Annotated in this window: 11 protein-coding genes; 9 read left to right on the top strand and 2 right to left on the bottom strand. The window is 64.2% G+C overall.

The features are described 5' to 3' along the window. The first annotated feature begins 467 nt into the window (after nucleotides 1–467). The 7 genes from J3361_RS21430 (at nucleotide 468) to J3361_RS21400 (ending at nucleotide 9,948) form a co-directional block, all read left to right on the top strand. Complete coding sequence (locus tag J3361_RS21430) at nucleotides 468–956, top strand: cell division protein (protein WP_207966214.1); 489 nt, start codon at nucleotides 468–470, stop codon at nucleotides 954–956. Next, nucleotides 949–2,391 (top strand): TIGR01777 family oxidoreductase, encoded by a 1,443-nt coding sequence (locus J3361_RS21425; protein ID WP_207966213.1) that lies wholly within the window; start codon nucleotides 949–951, stop codon nucleotides 2,389–2,391. The genes J3361_RS21430 and J3361_RS21425 overlap by 8 nt, the downstream gene beginning before the upstream one ends. Nucleotides 2,392–2,400: 9 nt before the next feature. Next, nucleotides 2,401–4,836 carry an alpha/beta hydrolase gene (locus J3361_RS21420; RefSeq protein ID WP_207966212.1) on the top strand — a complete coding sequence of 812 codons (2,436 nt, stop codon included), beginning with the start codon at nucleotides 2,401–2,403 and terminating at the stop codon, nucleotides 4,834–4,836. Nucleotides 4,837–5,250: 414 nt separating this feature from the next. Continuing rightward, nucleotides 5,251–6,027 carry an efflux RND transporter periplasmic adaptor subunit gene (locus tag J3361_RS21415; RefSeq protein WP_207966211.1) on the top strand — a complete coding sequence of 259 codons (777 nt, stop codon included), beginning with the start codon at nucleotides 5,251–5,253 and terminating at the stop codon, nucleotides 6,025–6,027. Then, nucleotides 6,024–7,343, top strand: coding sequence for an HlyD family efflux transporter periplasmic adaptor subunit (locus J3361_RS21410; RefSeq protein ID WP_207966210.1), 1,320 nt, complete (start codon nucleotides 6,024–6,026; stop codon nucleotides 7,341–7,343). The genes J3361_RS21415 and J3361_RS21410 overlap by 4 nt, the downstream gene beginning before the upstream one ends. 1 nt (nucleotide 7,344) lies before the next feature. Then, entirely contained in the window at nucleotides 7,345–9,441 is a 2,097-nt protein-coding gene (locus tag J3361_RS21405) for a biotin/lipoyl-binding protein (protein ID WP_207966209.1), read from the top strand. 15 nt (nucleotides 9,442–9,456) lie between these two features. Beyond that, nucleotides 9,457–9,948, top strand: coding sequence for a GNAT family N-acetyltransferase (locus J3361_RS21400; protein ID WP_207966208.1), 492 nt, complete (start codon nucleotides 9,457–9,459; stop codon nucleotides 9,946–9,948). Between the two features lie 252 nt (nucleotides 9,949–10,200). Here J3361_RS21400 and J3361_RS21395 read toward each other — a convergent pair whose 3' ends face one another. Beyond that, a complete protein-coding gene (locus J3361_RS21395) occupies nucleotides 10,201–10,512 on the bottom strand; it encodes a hypothetical protein (RefSeq protein WP_207966207.1) in 312 nt (103 codons plus the stop codon). Between the two features lie 46 nt (nucleotides 10,513–10,558). Next, on the bottom strand, nucleotides 10,559–11,146 hold the full coding sequence (locus J3361_RS21390) for a tail fiber protein (RefSeq protein WP_207966206.1): 588 nt from the start codon (nucleotides 11,144–11,146) through the stop codon (nucleotides 10,559–10,561). A 302-nt stretch (nucleotides 11,147–11,448) separates the two neighbouring features. On the opposite strand from J3361_RS21390, the gene J3361_RS21385 reads away from it, so the two are divergent. After that, nucleotides 11,449–12,294 carry a sulfotransferase gene (locus J3361_RS21385; protein ID WP_207966205.1) on the top strand — a complete coding sequence of 282 codons (846 nt, stop codon included), beginning with the start codon at nucleotides 11,449–11,451 and terminating at the stop codon, nucleotides 12,292–12,294. Between the two features lie 50 nt (nucleotides 12,295–12,344). Then, complete coding sequence (locus tag J3361_RS21380) at nucleotides 12,345–19,583, top strand: Ig-like domain-containing protein (RefSeq protein WP_207966204.1); 7,239 nt, start codon at nucleotides 12,345–12,347, stop codon at nucleotides 19,581–19,583. Nucleotides 19,584–19,588 lie beyond the last annotated feature (5 nt).

The following is a 19,588-nucleotide window of genomic DNA, read 5'->3' as shown; positions in this document are numbered from 1 at the left end:
CAACTTGAAGGAAATCTCCTAGGACTCAGCTGTAGGTAAGCGGTACACAGAACCCGTGGCGAGGGAGCTTGCTCCCGCTCGGCTGCGCAGCAGTCGTAAAACCGGGCAATGCGGTGTGCCTGAAGGAATGCTGGGGCCTGCTTCGCAGGCCAGCGGGAGCAAGCTCCCTCGCCACGGGTTGTCTGGGCTGACGCCATCGCGAGCAGGCTCGCTCCCACAGGTGATCGGGGTTGGTCTCGATATTGAGTTCGACACAAAACCCCTGTGGGAGCTTGCTCGCGATGACAATCTTCAATTCACCGCTAACCTGACACTTAAATCCCTATGGCGAGAGAGCTTGCTCCCGCTGGCCTGCGAAGCAGGTCTCGTTGGCGAGATTTAATTATCGCTGCCAGCCCATCAGCCCAGTAAAGCCCCTCCCATTTCCTTTAGACTGGCCGCCCTCAAGCAAGCCTTCAGGACATGGAATGCCAACCTCTCACAGCCCTCTTCGCAAAGCCCTGGTCGTTTGGTTGTACGCGGCGGCCCTGATGCACCTGCTCGCCGGCGTCACGCTAACGTGGGCGGGTCATTCCGGCTTGCTCGATCACTATCTGAACACCATCGAACAAGCGTTCTGGGGCATCAATGCCGTGCCCGCGACGGCCCGCGCACAACAAGTCTGGTGGCTGGCCTTGTTCGGCGCCACGTTGCAAAGCTACGCCTTGTACATGCTCGCCCTCGTCCACATAGGCAATCGCTTGAAGCGCGCCATGCCTTGGGGATGGTTAATCGCCGGCATCCTGCTCTGGGCGCCCCAGGACATGCTGATTTCCGCCCAGGCACAGGTCTGGTCGCACCTGTGGTTCGACAGCTTCGCACTGCTCGTTTTATTGCCGCCGCTGTTCTGGCTCTATCGCCACGACCGCCGCACCTCCCTGACTGACAACGCGCCGAGTGCATCCAACCATGGCTGATTTTTCACCGCTGGACTGGGCCATCGCCCTGCTGATCGCCCAGGCAATCCTCGGTGCGCTGGACACCCTGTATCACCACGAACTCACCGTAGCCTTGCCCTATCGCCACAGTGCGCGGCTGGAGCTGTCGATCCATGCCCTGCGCTCGTGCTTCTACGGGATCTTGTTTCTGGGCATGGCGCATCTGGCCTTCGAAGGCACCTGGGCGATTGTCATCGCGCTGCTGTTCGCCCTGGAGATTTGCCTGACACTCTGGGACTTCGTGGTCGAGGACCGCAGCCGCAAGCTACCGCCCATCGAGCGCATCATGCACACGGTGCTGGCGGTCAACGGCGGGGCCTTCTTCGCGCTGTACGGCGTGCAACTGGCGCAGTGGGCGAGTTTGCCCACCGGCCTGAGCGCGATCGACCTCGGTTGGCGCGGCTGGCTGCTGACCTTGTTCGCCATCGGGGTCACGGCCTCGGGGATTCGCGACGGCTTGGCGGCCTTGCGCATGCAACGGGCAGGCAAGCCGGCCAACCCATTTGCCGGCGGCGCCTACAAGCGCGTGCTGGTCACGGGGGGCACCGGGTTTATCGGCGAGACCCTGGTCAATCAATTGCTCGACGCCGGGCACACGGTCAGCGTACTGGCCCGCGATCCGTTGAAAGCAGCCTATCTGTTTGACGGCCGCGCCCGCTGCCTGCGTTCGCTGGGCAAGCTGGGCCATGACGAAATGTTCGATGTGGTGATCAACCTGGCGGGTGCCCCGGTGGCCGGGCCGCGTTGGAGTCCCAAGCGCCAGGCGCAACTCATTGCCAGCCGGGTCAATACCACCGAGGCCTTGATGACCTGGTTGAAAAACGCCCGGCATAAACCGGCGTTGTGGATACAGGCCTCAGCCGTGGGTTTTTACGGCGTGCGTGACGCCAGCGAAAGCCTCGATGAAAGCGCCGCCCAGGGCGATGGCTTCATGGCTGAACTCTGTGTGCGTTGGGAAGCCTCAGCCCGGCCTGCCACTGAGTTGGGCGTGCGGCAGGTGGTGATGCGCCTGGGCGTGGTGTTTGGCCCGGGCGGTGCTTTGCTGCCGTTGCTGATTCCGTTTCGCCTGGGGTTCGGCGGGCGGATGGGCGACGGTCGGCAAATCATGAGTTGGGTGCATCGCGATGACGTGATCCAAGTGATCGCCCGAGCCTTCGATGATGAAAGCCTGTGCGGCACCTACAACCTGGTGGCACCGGAGACGGTCAGCCAGGCGCTGTTCGCCGAACGCGTCGGCAAGGTGCTCAAGCGCCCAGTGTGGTTCCACATTCCCGCCGCGCCAGTGCGTGCCTTGGCCGGTGAGATGGCCCAGTTGTTTTTCGACGGCCAGCGCGTGGTGCCCAATCGTCTCGTCGAGGCCGGCTACACGTTCCGTTACCCGACGCTTGACGCTGCCTTGCGCGACCTGGCCTAAGGAGCGTCCATGAACAAGCCCCGGATGTACCTGCTGGCGGGCAACGGCAGCGCCGCCGATTGGTGGGACGACGCGTTGCCGCATTTCCAACGCTACGACGTGGTGTCCCTGGAATTGCCCGGTTTCGGCAACAACTCCCAAGCCCCTTGCGAGGACCTGGCGGCCTACGCCCAGGCATTGCTGGCGGCAACGGATAAGGGCAGCGCGATCATGGCGGTCGGAGTCAACGCCTTGCTGGTGCTGCACGCCTTGCAGCGGCAGCCGGGGCACTTTTGCCGCAGCGTGTTGCTGGCGCCGGTGGGCGCGTTTTTGTGGCAGCGGCGACTGCCGGCATTGATGTCGCCACTGCCGATTCGCATGACCATTCATTGGCTGCTGGCGAACAAGCCGACGCTGTTTGCCCACAAGTTCTCCAGCCAGGCCTGGACGCCCGCGCAATACCAGCGCATGGGCGCCGGCTACGCTCGTTGCCGAGCCTTTGTACCGCACTGGGACCTGGTGCGTGCCGACACCGCGTTGCCATTGCTGGAGTGGATTACCGACCCGGTCGAACTGGTGTGGGGCGATCAGGACAAGGTACTGGGCGTCGCGCAGGCGGCGGCCTGGTCGGCCATTCTGGCTCGTGCCGATTTGACCATCAGCTTGAAACCCGGTTGGGGCCACTACCCGTGGATCGACTCGCCCGCTGAATTCACGGCATGGCTGGAGTCTGGCGAGCGTGGTTTTGTCGCGCATACCAAAGGCGGCCGCTTGCGTCTCGCGGCGCTGGCGGGGCAGCCGGTGCCGGCGGCGCTGTCGCTCAACCATTGCGATGATCCGCGCCTGCGGGGTTTTTTGGACGGCCAGCCGGACGCTACCTGGGCGGTGCGCTCCTCCAGTTACGGTGAAGACCAGGCCGATGCGGCCAACGCCGGCTTGAGCACCACGTTCCTGCGCGAACCGACGCACAACGTGCCGGCGCGCATTGCCGAGCTGAGTACGGCGGGTGTCGAGGAAGTGGTGGTGCAGCGTTTCATCGCGCCACGGCTGTCGGGGATCGCGTTCGTGCGTCACCTGTCCGTTGAACTGGAATGGGTCGAAGGGCATCTGGAGTCGTTGGCCGATGGCCAAGTGAGCCCCGAGCGCGCGGTTATTTCCCGGCTCGGCGAGGCGTGGAACAGCGGCACGTTCAAGCCATCCCACGGCCTGACCGCCGAAGCGCTATGGCGCTTTCTGCAAGGCCTACTGCGGGTCTTTCACTACGTGCCTGGCGACGTCGAATGGGCCTGGGACGGCAGCCAACTGTGGCTGCTGCAATACCGGCCGATCAGCGACTACGGCTGGCGCCGTCACCTGACCGCTGCCAACATCGCCGAGATCCTGCCGCCCCAACCCAGCGTGTTGGTGGAGTACGCCCAGCGTCGCGCGGCGGCAAGCATTCCAGCGATCATGGCGCGTTGGGATTCGCGGGTACTGCAGGACAACGAGCCCTTCACGGCAGTGTTTGGCGGCGCTTCGTATATCAACAATGACCTGTTTCTCGCCCGACTGGCCGACTGGGGCATCAGCGCCAGTAGCTACGCTGGCGAGGTCGGTGGCGCGACACCGCACCTGCCTTGGCGGCCACTGCGCCTGCTGCGTTCGCTGCCGTTGTTCCTGCGCATGCAACGCATCGCCCGGGGGCATTTGTTGACGCTGGAAAACGGCTTGCGACGTTTTGATCGAGAACTGCACGAACTCACCGAGCAAGGCGCCGACGGCCAGCAACTGGCCGACTGGTTTACCCGTTTCTACGTGTTCGTGGTGCAGGGCAACCTGTGCATCGCCAGCGCCTTGGCCAGCAGTGGCGGCGACTGGCTGGGGCGGCCACCGACCGCCTACGACAATCTCGAACACAGCCCTCATCGCCTCCCTTGGGAAACCGATCCGGCGACGCCACGCCCGGCGCCCACCGCGCTGCCATTGCAGGCATTCCCACAATGGCCCCTGGCGATTCGCCTGGCCCATGGCGCCGGTCTGCCGGGGTTGCGCGGTTATTACTTGCAGGTGCGCGAGTGGTATCGCGACAATCTGATGCGGATCTTTTTCCGTCTGCACCACGCCATGCCCGCCGCTGACCAGGCGCATTGGTTCGCCCCGCACCCGCACATCCGCAGCCGCGACGGCAGCTTCTGGCAGGACGGTCGTGAAGGCACCGAGCAGGCGAGCGGTTTCCTGATCTACCCGGGGCAGGCCCAGGGCATTTTGGGCAAAGACATCCTGCTGGAAGACACCCTGGACCCTGGCCGCCACGCCCACTATCAAAGCGCCCGTGCGGTGATCGCGCGCATGGGTGGCCGCCTGTCCCACGGCTCGACGCTGCTGCGTGAATTGCGCAAACCTTCGGCGGTATTGCCTCATGTTGATGTGGGGTGGTTGGGGCGCGAGGTGGTGTATTGCGATGGGGTGCTGAGGTTGGTGGAGTAGGCAGCGCGATGATCCGTCGATCACAGAACCTGTGGCGAGGGAGCTTGCTCCCGCTGGGTTGCGCAGCAACCCCAAGCAATTTGAATGCGATCTGCCTGATACACCGAGGCGTTAGGGTTTGGGACTGCTGCGCAGTCCAGCGGGAGCAAGCTCCCTCGCCACAAGGAGTGCGTTCAACTCTGGAGTTGTTCTCAATCCCTAGAAACGAAAAAACCGGCCAAAGCCGGTGTTTTCACCCCAACGGCCAGAGAATTTAATCTCTGCGTACGGGGTTGAGTGAGGTCATCACTAAGTTGAGGAAATCGCGAGGTCAACACCACCGTTGCCACAGAGATTTCCCCCTCTTCACCGCTACTCCCTTGACGCCCCCCACCGCTGTCGTAGACTCCGCCCATCCGTCAGGGAGTAACGGTCATGCGGCGTTTAAGTAGTTGGGTTGTGGGATTGGCCTTTGTAACGTGCGGGGTTCAGGCGCAGGCGCCGGCTTCCGATGATCCGTTGCTGGAGAGCAACGTCTCGACCAGTGCGTCGGGCAGCGAGGCGCGTGGCGTGCTTCGGGCGCGGGATCAGGCGGTGCTCGCCAGTGAGTTGGCCGGGCGGATTGTCGAGTTGCCGTTCAGTGAGGGCGAGTCGTTCAAGAAGGGCGACATCCTGGCGCGTTTCGATTGTTCGGCCTATCAGGCCCAGCTCAATGCGGCCCAGGCGGCGAGCCGAGGCGCCAGTGAGGAACTGGCCCATAACCGGCAGCTCGCGGCGTTGAAATCCGTTGGGCGTTTCGAGGTCTCGCGGGCCGAGGCGCGGCTCAGCGAGGCCCAGGCGCAATCCCAGGTCTACCAGGTTCAGGTCAAGCGTTGCAGCGTGATCGCGCCGTTCGACGGACAGGTGGTGGTGCGCAAGGTCCAGCGTTATGAAAGCGTCGCGGCCGGCGCACCATTGCTGGACGTCGTCGACAACCGCACGCTGGAAATTCATTTGTTGGTCCCCTCGCGTTGGATGGGCAAGCTCAAGCCCGGCCAGCCCTTTACCTTCGTTCCTGATGAAACCGGCCAGCCGCTGCAAGCGACGGTCAAGCGCCTGGGCGCGCGCATCGATGAGGGCAGCCAGACGCTGCTGCTGGTGGCGAGCGTGCCGGATGCCAGCGGCTTGCTGTCCGGCATGAGCGGCACGGCGCGTTTCGCGGAGTCGAAGTGAACGCGCCGGTTACGGGCAGCACCGAACAGGTGTTTGCCCGCTTTCTTGATCTGGAACGCCAGACCCGGGCTGCGCGGACGCCTGCGCAACTGAGCTACAGCCTGGTCAACGACGGCCAGGCGCTGTTCGGCTTTCGCCACGCCGCGTTGTTGATCGCCGGCAAGGTCCAGGCCGTGACTGGCGTCAGTACCGTGGAACCGAACGCGCCGTTCGTGGCGTTTGTCGAGCAGGCGGTGGCGCAGTTGTTCAAGCTGGGCCAGTTGAACCAGGCCCGGGTGATTGCCGCCGATGGGGTGAGCGAGTCCGTCCGGGCAGACTGGCGCAGCCTGTCGGCCGGGCAAGTGTTCTGGCTGCCGCTGATCGATCATCAGGGCCAGGTGTTCGGCGGTTTGTGGTTGGCCCGCGACCTGTCTTGGACACCACCCGAACAAGTGCTGCTGTCGCAACTGGGCGACACCTACAGCCATGCGTGGTTGGCGTTGCAACCGCGCAAGCCATGGCGCCTGCGTTGGACGCGCAAGCGTCAAATCGCTCTGGTGGCGCTGTTGCTGCTGGGCTTGCTGATCCCGGTGCGCCAATCCGTGTTGGCCCCGGCCGAAGTGGTGCCGCTGGGCGGGCAAGTGGTGGCGGCGCCGTTGGATGGGGTGATCGCCGAATTCCTGGTCAAGCCCAACCAGAGCGTCAAGAACGGCGACCTGTTGTTGCGTTTCGAAAGTACCAGTCTCAAGGCTCAGGCCGATGTGGCCGAGCGGGCGTTGGGCGTGGCCGAGGCCGAACTCAAGGCCAATTCCCAGCGCTCGTTTGCCGACGCTGAATCCAGTTCGAAGATTGACTTGCTCGCCGCCCGCGTCGAACAGAAACGCGCCGAGCGCAACTACGCACTTGAACTGCTCAAGCGCAGCGAAGTGCGCGCCGAGCGCGACGGCATTGCGGTGTTCGCCGACGCCGAGCGCTGGCTCGGCAAACCCGTGCAGACCGGCGAGCGCCTGATGGAAATCGCCGACCCGAACCAGGCCGAGTTGCGCATTGAATTGGCGGTGGGCGACGCGATTGCCCTGGAACCCGGTGCGCAAGTGGCGTTGTTTCTCGACAGCGACCCGTTGCAGCGGCACTTGGCCTGGCTCGAGCGCTCGGCCTATGAAGCGCAGCCTACCGCCGCCGGGCAACTGGCGTATCGATTGGATGCGCGTTTCGATGCTACTGCGCCGCGCATTGGCCTGCGAGGCACGGCGAAGGTTTTTGGTGACCGTGCGCCGCTGGCGTTGTACCTGTTGCGGCGACCGCTGGCCGGCCTGCGCCAGAGCGTAGGCCTGTAGCATGGACCTGCCGAGCCTGCGGCCGGACCTGCAACTGTCTCCGGCGGCCCCCGACCCGGACGGTTCGCCGCAGTGGACCTTGGCCGATCCGGTGCGCGGACGCTATTTCAAGCTGGGCGCGGCGGCGATGCGCATGTTGCGGCACTGGTCCCTGGGCGATCCGCAGCAGGTGCTGGCGGCTGCGAACCGCGAACCGGGCCTGCCGCTCAATGGCGAATCGCTGGAACAGTTGCTGGGCTTCTTGCGCGGCCATGATCTGATTAGCGCGATGGACCCGCAACAGCGCGACAGCTATCTGTTCAAGACCGCCGCGCAGCGCCAGAGCCTGTGGCAGATACTGCTGCATCAATACCTTTTTTTTCGCATTCCGCTGTGGCGCCCGGACGCCTTTCTCAATCGGGCCTGGCCCTGGTTGGCGCGGTTTGGCCCGGGGATCCTGCGTTATGGCCTGCCGCTGACCCTGGGCCTCGGCATCTTCCTGGTATCGCGGGACTGGCAGCGATTCGTCGCGACGTTTCCACACCTGTTCAGCCTCGGCGGTGCGCTGGCGTTCGGGGCGGCGTTGCTCTTCGCCAAGCTGTGCCACGAATTCGGCCACGCCTTCATGGCCAAGCGCGCCGGTTGTCGGGTGCAGAGCATGGGCGTGGCGTTCATGGTGCTGTTGCCAATGTTCTACACCGACGTCAGCGACGCCTGGCGGATCAGGGATCGCCGCGCACGGTTGCTGATCGGTGCCGGTGGGGTCCTGGCCGAATTGCTGCTGGCGTGCATCGCGCTGCTGGCCTGGTCGCTGTTGCCCGACGGGCCGGCACGTACCGCGGCGTTCATGCTGGCCAGCGCTACTTGGATCACCACGTTGATCATCAACCTGAACCCCTTTATGCGCTTCGATGGGTATTTCCTACTCAGCGATTTCTGGGCAGTGGATAACCTTCAGGGACGTGCGTTTGCCCTGTGCCGCTGGCGCCTGCGCGAGGCCTTGTTCGGGTATGGCGCGGCGGCGCCGGAACCCTGGTCGCCGAAGATGCGTCGCCGTTTGCTGGTGTGGGGCTATGGCGCCTGGCTGTGGCGGGCGTTGTTGTTTTTCGGGATTGCCCTGGCGGTCTATCACCTGTTCTTCAAGGTGCTGGGCATTTTTCTGATGATGGTGGAATTGGTGTGGTTCATTTTTATGCCCATCGTGAATGAGTGGCGGCAGTGGTGGAGTCGCCGTGAACAAGCCCACGGCGGGCGGATGTTCCTGAGTGGCCTGGTGTTGCTGGCGCTGCTGTTGGTGTTGCTGTTGCCCTGGCGCAGCGCGGTGGAAGTGCCTGCGATGCTTGAGGCTGGACGTGCCAGTGCCTTGCACGCGCCGGTGGCTGCGCGGGTCAAGCAGGTGAATGTGCGCGACGGCCAGACCGTGGCCCAGGGCGATGTCTTGATTGAGTTGGAGTCGCCGGACATGGCGTCGCGCCTGGCCATTGTGCGCCGGGAAATCGAGATCCAGCAGTTGCAGATGCGCCGTCAGGCCGGGCGCAGCGAAACCGCCGCCGATGCCGGCATCGTCGAACAGCAACTGGCCGAAGCAGTGGCCGAATACCGCGGCTTGGTGGCCCAGCGCGAACGGCTGTTGTTGCGTGCGCCCCATGCCGGCCAGGTGCGCGATTTGATGCCGCAGTTGGCGGTAGGGCGCTGGCTGTCACCGACGCAGGCGCTGGCGCGGGTGGTGCAGACCGATTCGCGGTTGCGCGGCTACCTCACCGAAGCCGAGCTGTGGCGGGTCGCGCCGGGCGCCACGGGACGGTTCATCGCGGATGATCCGATGCATCCGTCGATGGCTGTGCAGTTGAATGAAATCGACACCAATGGCGTGGCCTGGGTCGAACAGCAAGCGTTGACGTCCGACCATCACGGACCGATTGCGGTGCGCCGCGACTCGCAACAACGGGCCGAGCCGGTGCAGGCGCAATACGGTGTGCGCTTGAGTGCAGTGGGCGACACGTCTGCCCCGGTGCAGCCGCTGCGTGGCGTGGCGGTGTTGCAGGGCAAGGGCGAGTCGGTGTTGGGAGCGGCGTGGCGTCGGTTGGCGGCGTTGGGGGTCAGGGAAAGCGGGTTCTAGGCCTAGGGGGCAAGCATGGATTCAGTGGCGGCAGAAGGATTGGTGGTGCGTCCATCGCGGGTCAGCGATGGTCCATTCCTGCAGGGCTTGTACCAGGCGGCGCGGCCGGACTTGCAATGGATCGACGGTGAGCACGAGCAAGTGCAACAGGTGATTGCCCAGCAGTTCCAGGTGCAGGAGCAAGGCTTGGGGGAGAACTTTCCCAATGCCATGCATTACGTCGTGGAAAAACTCGGCACGGCGATTGGCGCCTTGAGCACGGATTTCGGCCCCAATGAGATTCGCGTGCTGTACCTGGCCTTCATTCCCCAGGCCCGTGGCCAAGGCTATGGCCGGGCAGTGCTGCAAGGGGTGCAGAAAGCCGCGCAACAGATCCGCTGCCCAGTGGCGACCGTGGTCTGGGCCAGCAACCCCCACGCTCGCCGACACTACTTGGCGCTGGGTTTCGAAGTACAAGAGCGCAACCCGGCGGCGGAGCGGTTGGTCTGGTATCCGAAAGGCGACTGAATGACGCCGTACCCCTGTGGGAGCGAGCTTGCTCGCGAAGGCTATCTTCCATCCACCCGGAATCTGTGGCGAGGGAGCTTGCTCCCGCTGGCCTGCGAAGCAGGCCTTCTGTCTTTTCCAGGCGGACCGTTTTGTCAGGTTTGCGACTGCTTCGCAGCCGAGCGGGAGCAAGCTCCCTCGCCACAGGTTCCGGGTCGTCTGGGCTGACGCCATCGCGAGCAAGCTCGCTACCACAGTTTGAAATGAGTCCAGTCAGTTAAACGCGATGTAGAAATACCCCAGCGCCGGATCCCGCCCCATGGGCGGTATCCGTGACACGAACACCGCCTCGATCTTGCCCAGTTCCGGCACTTCCAGAGCGCAGAGTCCGTCGACGAATTCAGTGCCTTCCAGGCTGTTGAATTCCACGCTGAACGGCATCCGCGTGGTGTTCGGCATCTTCGCCCGTGGGCTTTCTTCAAGGGTTTCGAAGCGCACCGGCAGGCAGCTGCCGTCGGGGAGGGTCAGGCTGCCGGTCTGGCCCAGCAGCGGTTGGAAATGGCGGCTATGAACCTGTTGCAGCATGTCGACACTCCAAAAGGCCGGAGGACCGCAATCCTCCGGCGGCTCATCAGTTACGGGACGGGAAGTAGCCTTGAAGGGCGATGCTGAAGTTGATGGCCAGGAACGGGTTCATGACCGTCATCGGCGTGTTGCCGCCCGTGGGGGCCACCGTGCCGTTGACGGTGGTGGTCACGCCTTGCAGCGGCACTGGCGAAGCGCCTATCTGGTCGGAATAGATCGCCGCCGAGCCCGGCCCGGTGCCTGAGGTGCCGATGAACGAGTTGGTGGCCGTGGGCGTATTCACCGGGTTGCTGGCCGGGTTGGCCAACTGCAACGTGGTCGAGGCGGTGATGCCGGTGAGGGCATGGGTGTGGTTGGGCAGGTTGTTGATCGTTGCCGTGACGTTTTCAGTGCCGGCAATTTCGCCGATGACGCGCGGGGTCAGGCCCAGCCCGTTGCCTTGGCCCAACGGCAGGCGACCTTGCAGGTTGGGCAGCATGAAGGTGGTCTGGCCGTTGCCTCCGTACGTCACGCCGATCAGGGCGAACAAGGTCTGGTATTGGGAAAGGGCAAGCGTCTGCCCGTTGCACAGCGCCCAATCCCTGGGTGCAAAGTTAAAGGCGAACGACTGGATAGTGCCGATGAATACTTCCATAGATTCCTCATCCTTCAGGTGATTGGTCTTGCAGTGCCCGGACGTGAAGGACAAGAGTGCGATCAGCCCGACTCCTTGATTCCCTGGCCTGGTCACGCACGGCTGAGCGTAGACCGGGATGTTTGATTTTGCCGGGCGAAGCGAGCGGAAAAATGTCGCGACACGGCTTAAACGATTCAGGTTCCCGGGCGACGCTACCGTCCATCTTTTTTTACGGCTTGGGATGAGTCTGATATCAAAGTACTACTAGGCGAAGATTGTTTCCTCGGCTACGCTTCGGCTACAAAGGGACTACAAACAAGGTGAATGGATTGCCGCAGTTTCACTTTATCTCCGGTCTACCGCGCTCAGGCTCGACCCTGCTCTCTGCCATTTTGTTGCAGAACCCGCGCTTTCATGCCGGCATGACCAGTCCCGTCGGCACGCTGTTCAGCAGCGTCCTGCAGCAATGCAGCGCCGGCAGCGAGTTCGGCTCGGTGATCGACACCGACCTGCGCCGCCGCCTCTTGCGCGGCCTCTTCGATTCCTACTACGCCGACAAAGCCGACAAGCCGGTCATCTTCGATACGAACCGCCAGTGGTGCGCACGCCTGCCAGCCTTGCAGGACCTGTTCCCCCAAGCCAAGACCATCGCTTGCGTGCGCAACGTGGCCTGGGTGCTCGACAGCCTGGAGCGGCTCTACCGCGCCAACCCGTTCGAGAACACCAAGCTGTTCAACGACGATGATGAGCGCAACACCGTCTACAGCCGCTGTGAAACCCTGGCCCAGCGCAACCGCCTGGTGGGGTTCGCCTGGACGGCGCTCAAAGAGGCCTATTACGGCGAGAACGCCGAGTCGCTGCTGATCGTTGACTACGACTTGTTGAGCCAGGCCCCGGAGCGGGTGATGCGCCTGGTGTACGAGTTCATCGGCGAGCCCTGGTTCGAACACGACTTCAATCACTTGACCTACGACGCACCGGCCTTCGACCAGGCCCTGGGCGTGGCCGGCCTGCACAAGGTCAAGCCCAAGGTCGCGCCGCAAGCCCGGCGGACCTTGTTGCCGCCGGATCTGTTTGAAAAGTATGCCGAGTTGTCGTTCTGGCGCGATGGGTCCTCCAGCGCCGCCAATGTCATTCGTATGAAAACCGACGCCGCCGTCAGCTGACCGCGGTTTTTTTCATTTGCGTTCAAAAAGTTCGAGTCCAGGTGATCGTCATGTGGTGGAGCAAAGGCAAATCGCGGGTAACCGAGGGCGCACAGGCCCTGGCATCGCCAATGATCATGTCCCTGGAGCCGCGAATGCTGTTCGACGGCGCGGTGGCGGCCACCGTGGCCGATGCCGCGCAGCCGGACGCCCAACCCACTGCCGAGGCGGCCAAGCCCCCCACGGCGGACCAGCCGGCCGACGCTCAAGCGCCCCAGGGCCAGGTCGATTCCACCCAGGCCGCCGTGCCGGGTAAATCCGTGGTGTTTGTCGATTCCCGGGTCAAGGATTCCGCCAACCTGCTCGAAGGCGTGGCGCCCGGTACCGAGGTGGTGCAGCTGGATGCCACCAAAGACGGCCTGCAGCAGATTGCCGATTACCTGGACACCCACCAGGGCGTCAGCTCGGTGCAGATCATCGCCCACGGTAACGCCGGTGATTTATGGCTGGGCAACAGCTACCTGTCGGCGGATAACGTCCAGGCCCGCAGCGAAGTCCTGGCGCAGATCGGCCAGGACATGAACGCCGGCGGCGATATCCTGATCTACGGCTGCTACACCGCCGAAGGCGAGCGGGGCCTGAGCCTGGTGGATTCATTGGCGCAGTTGACCGGCCGCGACGTGGCGGCATCCAACGACCGCACCGGCCTGGGCGGCGACTGGGAGCTGGAAATCGCCACCGGCACCATCGAAAGCGCCAACGTGCTCTCGGCCAGTGCCATGAGCGAGTACCAGTGGGGCCTGGCCACCTGGACCGCCACCAACAATCTCAATTCGGGTATCGGTTCTTTGCGCGCTGCCCTGAGCTCGGCACAGAACGGCGACATCGTCACGTTCAATAACACCATGACCGTCGCCCTGACCCAGGTGCTGGTGGTCGACAAAAACATCACCATCGATGGCGACCTCAATAACGACAACGTCGCCGACGTGACTCTCGACGGTCAGAACCGCACCCAGATCATGCAAGTGACGTCCGGCACCACGGCCACCCTCGATGGCCTGGTGATTACCCGGGGCATGGTGGCAGGCAACGGTGGTAACGGCGGCGACGATGCGCTGGTGTCCCAGGGCGGAGGCATCTATAACGCCGGCACCTTGACCCTGCGCAACGTCACGGTGACCGCGAACGCCGCCTCGGGCGGCGGTGGCGGCGGCGGTGTGACGCCGCAGTACGCCGGTGGCGGCGGTGGTGGCGGTGGCGCGGTCGGTAGCGGTATCGGCGGCAAGGGCGGCGACACGCTCAACTCCACGGGTTCCAATGGCTCGGCCGGGCAGGGCGGCGCGGGTGGCGGCTTCTTCAACATTGGCGGGCGTGGTGGTTCCACCACGGGTGGCGCCGGCGGTGCGGCTTACCCGGGCTACAGCACCGGTTCGGCCGGCGGTACGGCCAGCAGCGGTGGCTTGTCCATCGGCGGTGGCGGCGGTGGTGACGGGTATGACAACTTCGGCGGCGACGGCGGCGGTGCGGTCGGTGGTATCTATAACGACACCGGCGCGACCCTGCGGATCATCGGCAACTCGACCATTTCCAACAACGTCGGCGCCGGGGGTGGCGGTGGTGGCGGCGGGGCGGGCGGTAGCTATCTCCAGGCAGGTGGTGCGGGCGGCGTCGGTGTCGGCGCCATCTGGAACAAAGGCTCGATCCTGATCACCGCCGCCAACTTCGCCGCCCTGGCCGGCAACGTCGGCGGCAGCGGCGTGGGTGGGACGAGTGCGGGTACGGCGGGTGTTTCGCCGGCGTCGGTGGCCAACGTCTACGGCGATGGCGGCACCATCAACACCAACTATGTGCCGGACGAGACGCCGCCCACTGCGACGGTCGTGGTGGCCAACACCAACCTGAACTCCGGCGGCACGTCGACGGTGACCATCACCTTCTCCGAAGCCGTGACCGGCCTCACCGCGTCGGATCTGACGGTGCAGAACGGCAGCGTCGGCACCTTGACCAGTGGCGACGGCGGCATCACCTGGACGGGTACCTTGACCGCGGCCAGCAACATTGCCGACACCACCAACATCATCACCCTGAACAACACCGGTGTTGCTGACCTGGCCGGCAACGCCGGGGTGGGCACCACCGACTCGAACAATTACATCGTCAACGACACCGTGGCGCCCACGGCCTCGATCGTAGTGAGCGACACCGCCCTGAGGATTGGCGAGACCTCGACAGTCACCATTACTTTCTCCGAGGCCGTCAGCGGTTTCACAGCCGCCGACCTCACCGTCGCCAACGGCACGCTCAGCGGCCTAAGCACCAGCGACGGCGGTATCACCTGGACGGCCACGCTGACGCCGGACGCGCCAGTCACCGATACGTCCAATCTCATTGTCCTGAATAACACGGGCGTGGCGGACCTCAATGGCAACGCCGGCGTGGGCACGACCAACTCCAACAACTACGCCATCGACACGCAACGCCCGACCGCCACCATCGTGGTAGCCGACACCGCGCTGCGCGCTGGGGAAACCTCCGTGGTGACCATCACCTTCAGCGAGGCCGTGAGTGGTTTTACCACCGCCGACCTGACGGTCGCCAATGGCACGGTCACCGGCCTGAGCAGCAGTGACGGCGGCATCACCTGGACCGGGACGCTGACCCCGAGCGCCAGCATCACTGACACCAGCAACCTGATCACCCTGGATAACACCGGCATTGCCGACCTGTCCGGAAACGCCGGCAGCGGTACCACCGACTCGAACAACTACGCCGTCGACACCCAGCGTCCGACCGCTTCCATTGTGGTGGCCGATAACGCGCTGAACATCGGCGAAACCTCCCTGGTCACGATCACCTTCAGCGAGGCCGTCACCGGTTTCACCCTGGCGGACCTGACCGTGGCCAACGGCTCCTTGAGCGGGCTGAGCAGCAGTGACGGCGGCATCACCTGGACCGCGACGCTTACCCCGAGCGCCAGCGTCACCGACGCCACCAACCTGATCATCCTGGCCAGTACCGGCGTGGCCGATGCGGCAGGGAACAATGGCAGCGGCACGACCAGTTCCAACAACTTCGCGGTCGACACGCAGCGGCCCACCGCTAGCATCGTTGTAGCCAACACCTCCCTGAGCGTCGGCGAAACCTCGCTGGTGACCATCACCTTCAACGAAGCGGTGACGGGCTTTACCGCCGCCGACCTGACGGTCGCCAACGGCACGGTCACCGGCCTGAGCAGCGGCGACGGCGGCATTACCTGGACCGGTACGCTTACGCCAAGTGCCAGCACCAGCGACACCAGCAACCTCATCACCCTGGATAACACCGGCCTGAGCGACGCAGCGGGCAACGCTGGCAGCGGCACCACCGACTCCAACAACTACGCCATCGACACCGCGCGTCCGACCGCCACCGTCGTGGTCGCCGACTCCACCGTCGGCGTCGGCGAAACATCGGTGGTGACCATTACGTTCAGCGAGGCGGTGACCGGCTTCACCCTGGCGGACATGACCGTCGCCAACGGCAGCCTCAGCGGTCTGAGCACCAGCGACAACATCACCTACACCGCGACGTTTACGCCGAGTGCGGGCGTCAGCGACGCCACCAACCTGATCACGCTCAATAACACGGGAGTCGTGGACGGCGCGGGCAATACCGGCAGCGGCACCACCGACTCCAACAACTATGCGGTCGATACCCAGCGTCCCACTGCGACCATCGTGGTGGCCGACACGGCGTTGAGCGTGGGCGAAACCTCACTGGTGACCATCACCTTCTCCGAGGCGGTCACAGGTTTCGACAATTCCGACCTGAGCGTGGCCAACGGCACGCTGAGTGCGGTCAGCAGCAGCGATGGCGGCATCACCTGGACCGCCACGTTCACGCCCAACCTGGGGGTCACCGACGTCTCCAACCTCATTGTCCTGAACAACACCGGGATCAACGATGGGGCGGGCAACACCGGTACCGGCACCACCAACTCCAACAACTACCAAGTCGACACCAATGTACCGACGGCGACCATCGTGATTGCCGATACCAGCTTGAGCATCGGTGAAACCACCGTGGTCACCGTGACCTTCAACTCGGCGGTCAGCGGCTTCGACAATTCAGACCTGACCGTCAGCAACGGCACCCTGAGCACCATGAGCAGCACCGACGGTGGCGTCACCTGGACGGCCACGTTCACGCCGAGCGCCAGCATTTCCGATACCAGCAACGTCATCACCCTGGACAACACCGGCTTGATCAACGGCGCGGGCAATGCCGGCGTGGGCACCACCGACTCCAACAACTACGCGGTCGACACGGTACGCCCAACCGCGACCATCGTCGTGGCCGACACGGCCATTGCCGCCGGCGAGACTTCGCTGGTGACCATCACTTTCAGCGAGGCCGTGACGGCGTTCACCAGTGGCGACCTGACGGTCGCCAACGGCGTGATCTCGGGGCTGAGCAGCAGCGATGGCGGTATCACCTGGACCGCCACCTTCACGCCGACCGCGGGTGTCACGGACACCAGCAACGTCATCTCGCTCAACAGTGGCGGTATCATCGACCTGGCGGGCAACCTCAATGTCGGCGGCACCGACTCCAATAATTACGCGCTGGACACCGACCGTCCCACCGCGACGATCGTGCTGGCCGATTCGAACCTCAGTGTCGGTGAGACCTCGTTGGTGACCATCACCTTCTCCGAGGCGGTCAGCGGTTTCGACAATTCGGACCTGAGCGTTGCCAACGGCACACTCAGCGCTGTCAGCAGCAGTGATGGCGGCCTGACCTGGACCGCGACTTTCACGCCGACCCTCGGCGTGCGTGACGCGACCAACCTGATCGTCCTGAACAACAGCGGCGTGAGTGACGCGGCGGGCAACACCGGCACCGGCACGACCAACTCGGCCAACTACGCCATCGACACCCAGGTGCCGACGGCAACCATCGTAGTAGCCGATACGTCCCTGAGCATCGGTGAAACCAGCCAGGTAACCATCACCTTCAACGAAGCGGTGAGCGGTTTCGACAACAGCGACCTGACCATCAGCAACGGCACGTTGAGCAACGTGTCATCCACCGATGGCGGCGTCACCTGGACGGCCACGTTCACGCCGAGCGCGAGCATTGCCGATACCAGCAACCTGATCACCCTGGACAATACCGGTGTCGTCAATGTCTCGGGCAACGCGGGCGTCGGCACCACCGATTCGAACAACTACGCCATCGACACCGTGCGCCCGACGGCAACCATCGTCGTCGCCGACACCGCCATTGCCGCCGGCGAAACCTCGCTGGTAACCATCACCTTCAACGAGGCCGTGACGGGCTTCACCGATGCCGACCTGACCGTCGCCAACGGAACCCTCAGCGGCCTGAGCAGCAGTGACGGCGGCATTACCTGGACCGCGACTTTCACGCCTGCCGCTGGGATCACCGACACCAGCAATCTCATCACCCTCGCCAACAGCGGCGTCGCCGACTTGGCAGGCAACGCCGGCAGCGGCACCACCGATTCAAACAACTACAGCGTCGACAGCCAGCGTCCGACCGCTACCATCGTGCTGAGCGATTCGGTGTTGAAACCGGGTGAAACCGCCCAGGTGACCATCACCTTCAGCGAGGCGGTGACCGGCTTCAGCAACGCTGACCTGAGCGTGGCCAACGGCACCCTGAGCGCCGTCAGCAGCAGCGACGGCGGCCTGACCTGGACCGCGACTTTCACGCCGACCCTGGGCGTGACCGACGCCAGCAACCTGATCACCCTGGACAACACCGGCGTGAGCGATGCGGCCGGCAATACCGGGACCGGCACCACCGATTCAGCCAACTATGCCGTCGAGACGCAGGTGCCGACGGCCACCATCGTGGTGGCCGACAGTGCGCTGCGGATAGGGGAAACCTCACAGGTCACCATTACCTTCTCGGAAGCGGTCAGCGGTTTCGACAACAGCGACCTGACCATCAGCAACGGCAGCCTGAGCAACGTGTCGTCCTCCGACGGCGGCGTGACCTGGACGGCCACGTTCACCCCGACCACCAGCATCACCGACACCAGCAACCTGATCAGCCTGGACACCAGCGGCGTGGTCAACGCCTCGGGCAATAGTGGCGTCGACGTGGTGAACTCCAACAACTACGCGATCGACACGGTTCGTCCAGGCGCGACCATCACCGTCGGCGATACCACCTTGGGCATTGGCCAGAGCACCACCGTGACCATCAGCTTCAGCGAGGCGGTGTCCGGTTTCGACTTGTCCGACCTCAGTGTCGCCAATGGTGTGTTGTCCAACCTCGCCAGCAATGACGGCGGCCTGACTTGGACGGCGACACTGACGCCGACCGCGGGCGTCAACGATGCCACCAACCTGATCCTGCTCGACGCCGGCACCGTGCAGGACCTGGCCGGCAACGCTGGCGTGGGTATCGCGATTTCCAGCAACTATGCACTCGACGCCAGCCGGCCGACGGCGACCATCGTGGTCGCCGACCCGAACCTGACGGTGGGCGAGACGACCCAGGTGACCTTCACCTTCAGCGAGGCGGTGACGGATTTTGATTTGTCGGACCTCAGCGTCACCAACGGTGAACTGACCAACCTGACCACCAGCGACGGCGGCAAGACCTGGACGGCCACGTTCACGCCAACGGTGAACCTCACCGACCCGAGCAACTTCATCGCCCTGGACACCAGCAACGTCAGCGACCTGACGGGCAACGCCGGGGCCAGCGTGGCGGTGTCCAACAACTATGCGATCGACACCGTCGTGCCCAACGACGTGAAGCCGCCGCCGGAGTTCCTGACGTCCGACCCGGTCACGGTGATCCCGCCGTCCGAGGTGCCGCTGCAACCGATCGTCTTCATGCCGCCGACCGGCAACCTCGGTTCGCCGTTGGGCTTCCCGCCGCTGTTCGAACAACGGGACGTGGGCGGGGGCCTGCGGCCGATCGGGGATATTTTCATCAACCATGGTGCGCTGGCGCCGAGCTATATCGCTCAGGTGTTCAGCACTGACGCCGCCGGCGACGGTAGCGGCCAGGGGTTCCTGGGCTTTGGTGGGGGCGATGGCGGGGTGTTCGGCAGCAGTACGCTTTCAACCCTGTTCGGCCAGGACTCCGCGTCCGAGGGCGAATCGATGGAGGCTTTCGGTAGCCAGTCGATGCAGGGCGGCGATGTGTCCCAAGGGGTGCGCGGGATGTTCGGGGCACCCACCCTGGGTCAACAACTGCAACAGCTCAAGGACACTGAACAACATCAGGTCGACAGCCTGGCAACCGCGTTACGACAGGTCGGCATCAGCCAAGTGCAGGCCTGAATTCT

This window comes from Pseudomonas sp. OA65 (assembly GCF_017498305.1).
Lineage (GTDB): Bacteria > Pseudomonadota > Gammaproteobacteria > Pseudomonadales > Pseudomonadaceae > Aquipseudomonas > Aquipseudomonas zanjanensis.
The sequence above is the reverse complement of the archived record's forward strand: the minus strand, read 5'-3'. Positions and strand labels throughout refer to the sequence as shown.

Coding starts and splice junctions, on each gene's coding strand:
- J3361_RS21430 (WP_207966214.1), top strand. CDS start 468: ATGCCAACCTCTCACAGCCCTCTTCGCAAAGCCCTGGTCGTTTGGTTG.
- J3361_RS21425 (WP_207966213.1), top strand. CDS start 949: ATGGCTGATTTTTCACCGCTGGACTGGGCCATCGCCCTGCTGATCGCC.
- J3361_RS21420 (WP_207966212.1), top strand. CDS start 2,401: ATGAACAAGCCCCGGATGTACCTGCTGGCGGGCAACGGCAGCGCCGCC.
- J3361_RS21415 (WP_207966211.1), top strand. CDS start 5,251: ATGCGGCGTTTAAGTAGTTGGGTTGTGGGATTGGCCTTTGTAACGTGC.
- J3361_RS21405 (WP_207966209.1), top strand. CDS start 7,345: ATGGACCTGCCGAGCCTGCGGCCGGACCTGCAACTGTCTCCGGCGGCC.
- J3361_RS21400 (WP_207966208.1), top strand. CDS start 9,457: ATGGATTCAGTGGCGGCAGAAGGATTGGTGGTGCGTCCATCGCGGGTC.
- J3361_RS21395 (WP_207966207.1), bottom strand. CDS start 10,512: ATGCTGCAACAGGTTCATAGCCGCCATTTCCAACCGCTGCTGGGCCAG.
- J3361_RS21390 (WP_207966206.1), bottom strand. CDS start 11,146: ATGGAAGTATTCATCGGCACTATCCAGTCGTTCGCCTTTAACTTTGCA.
- J3361_RS21380 (WP_207966204.1), top strand. CDS start 12,345: ATGTGGTGGAGCAAAGGCAAATCGCGGGTAACCGAGGGCGCACAGGCC.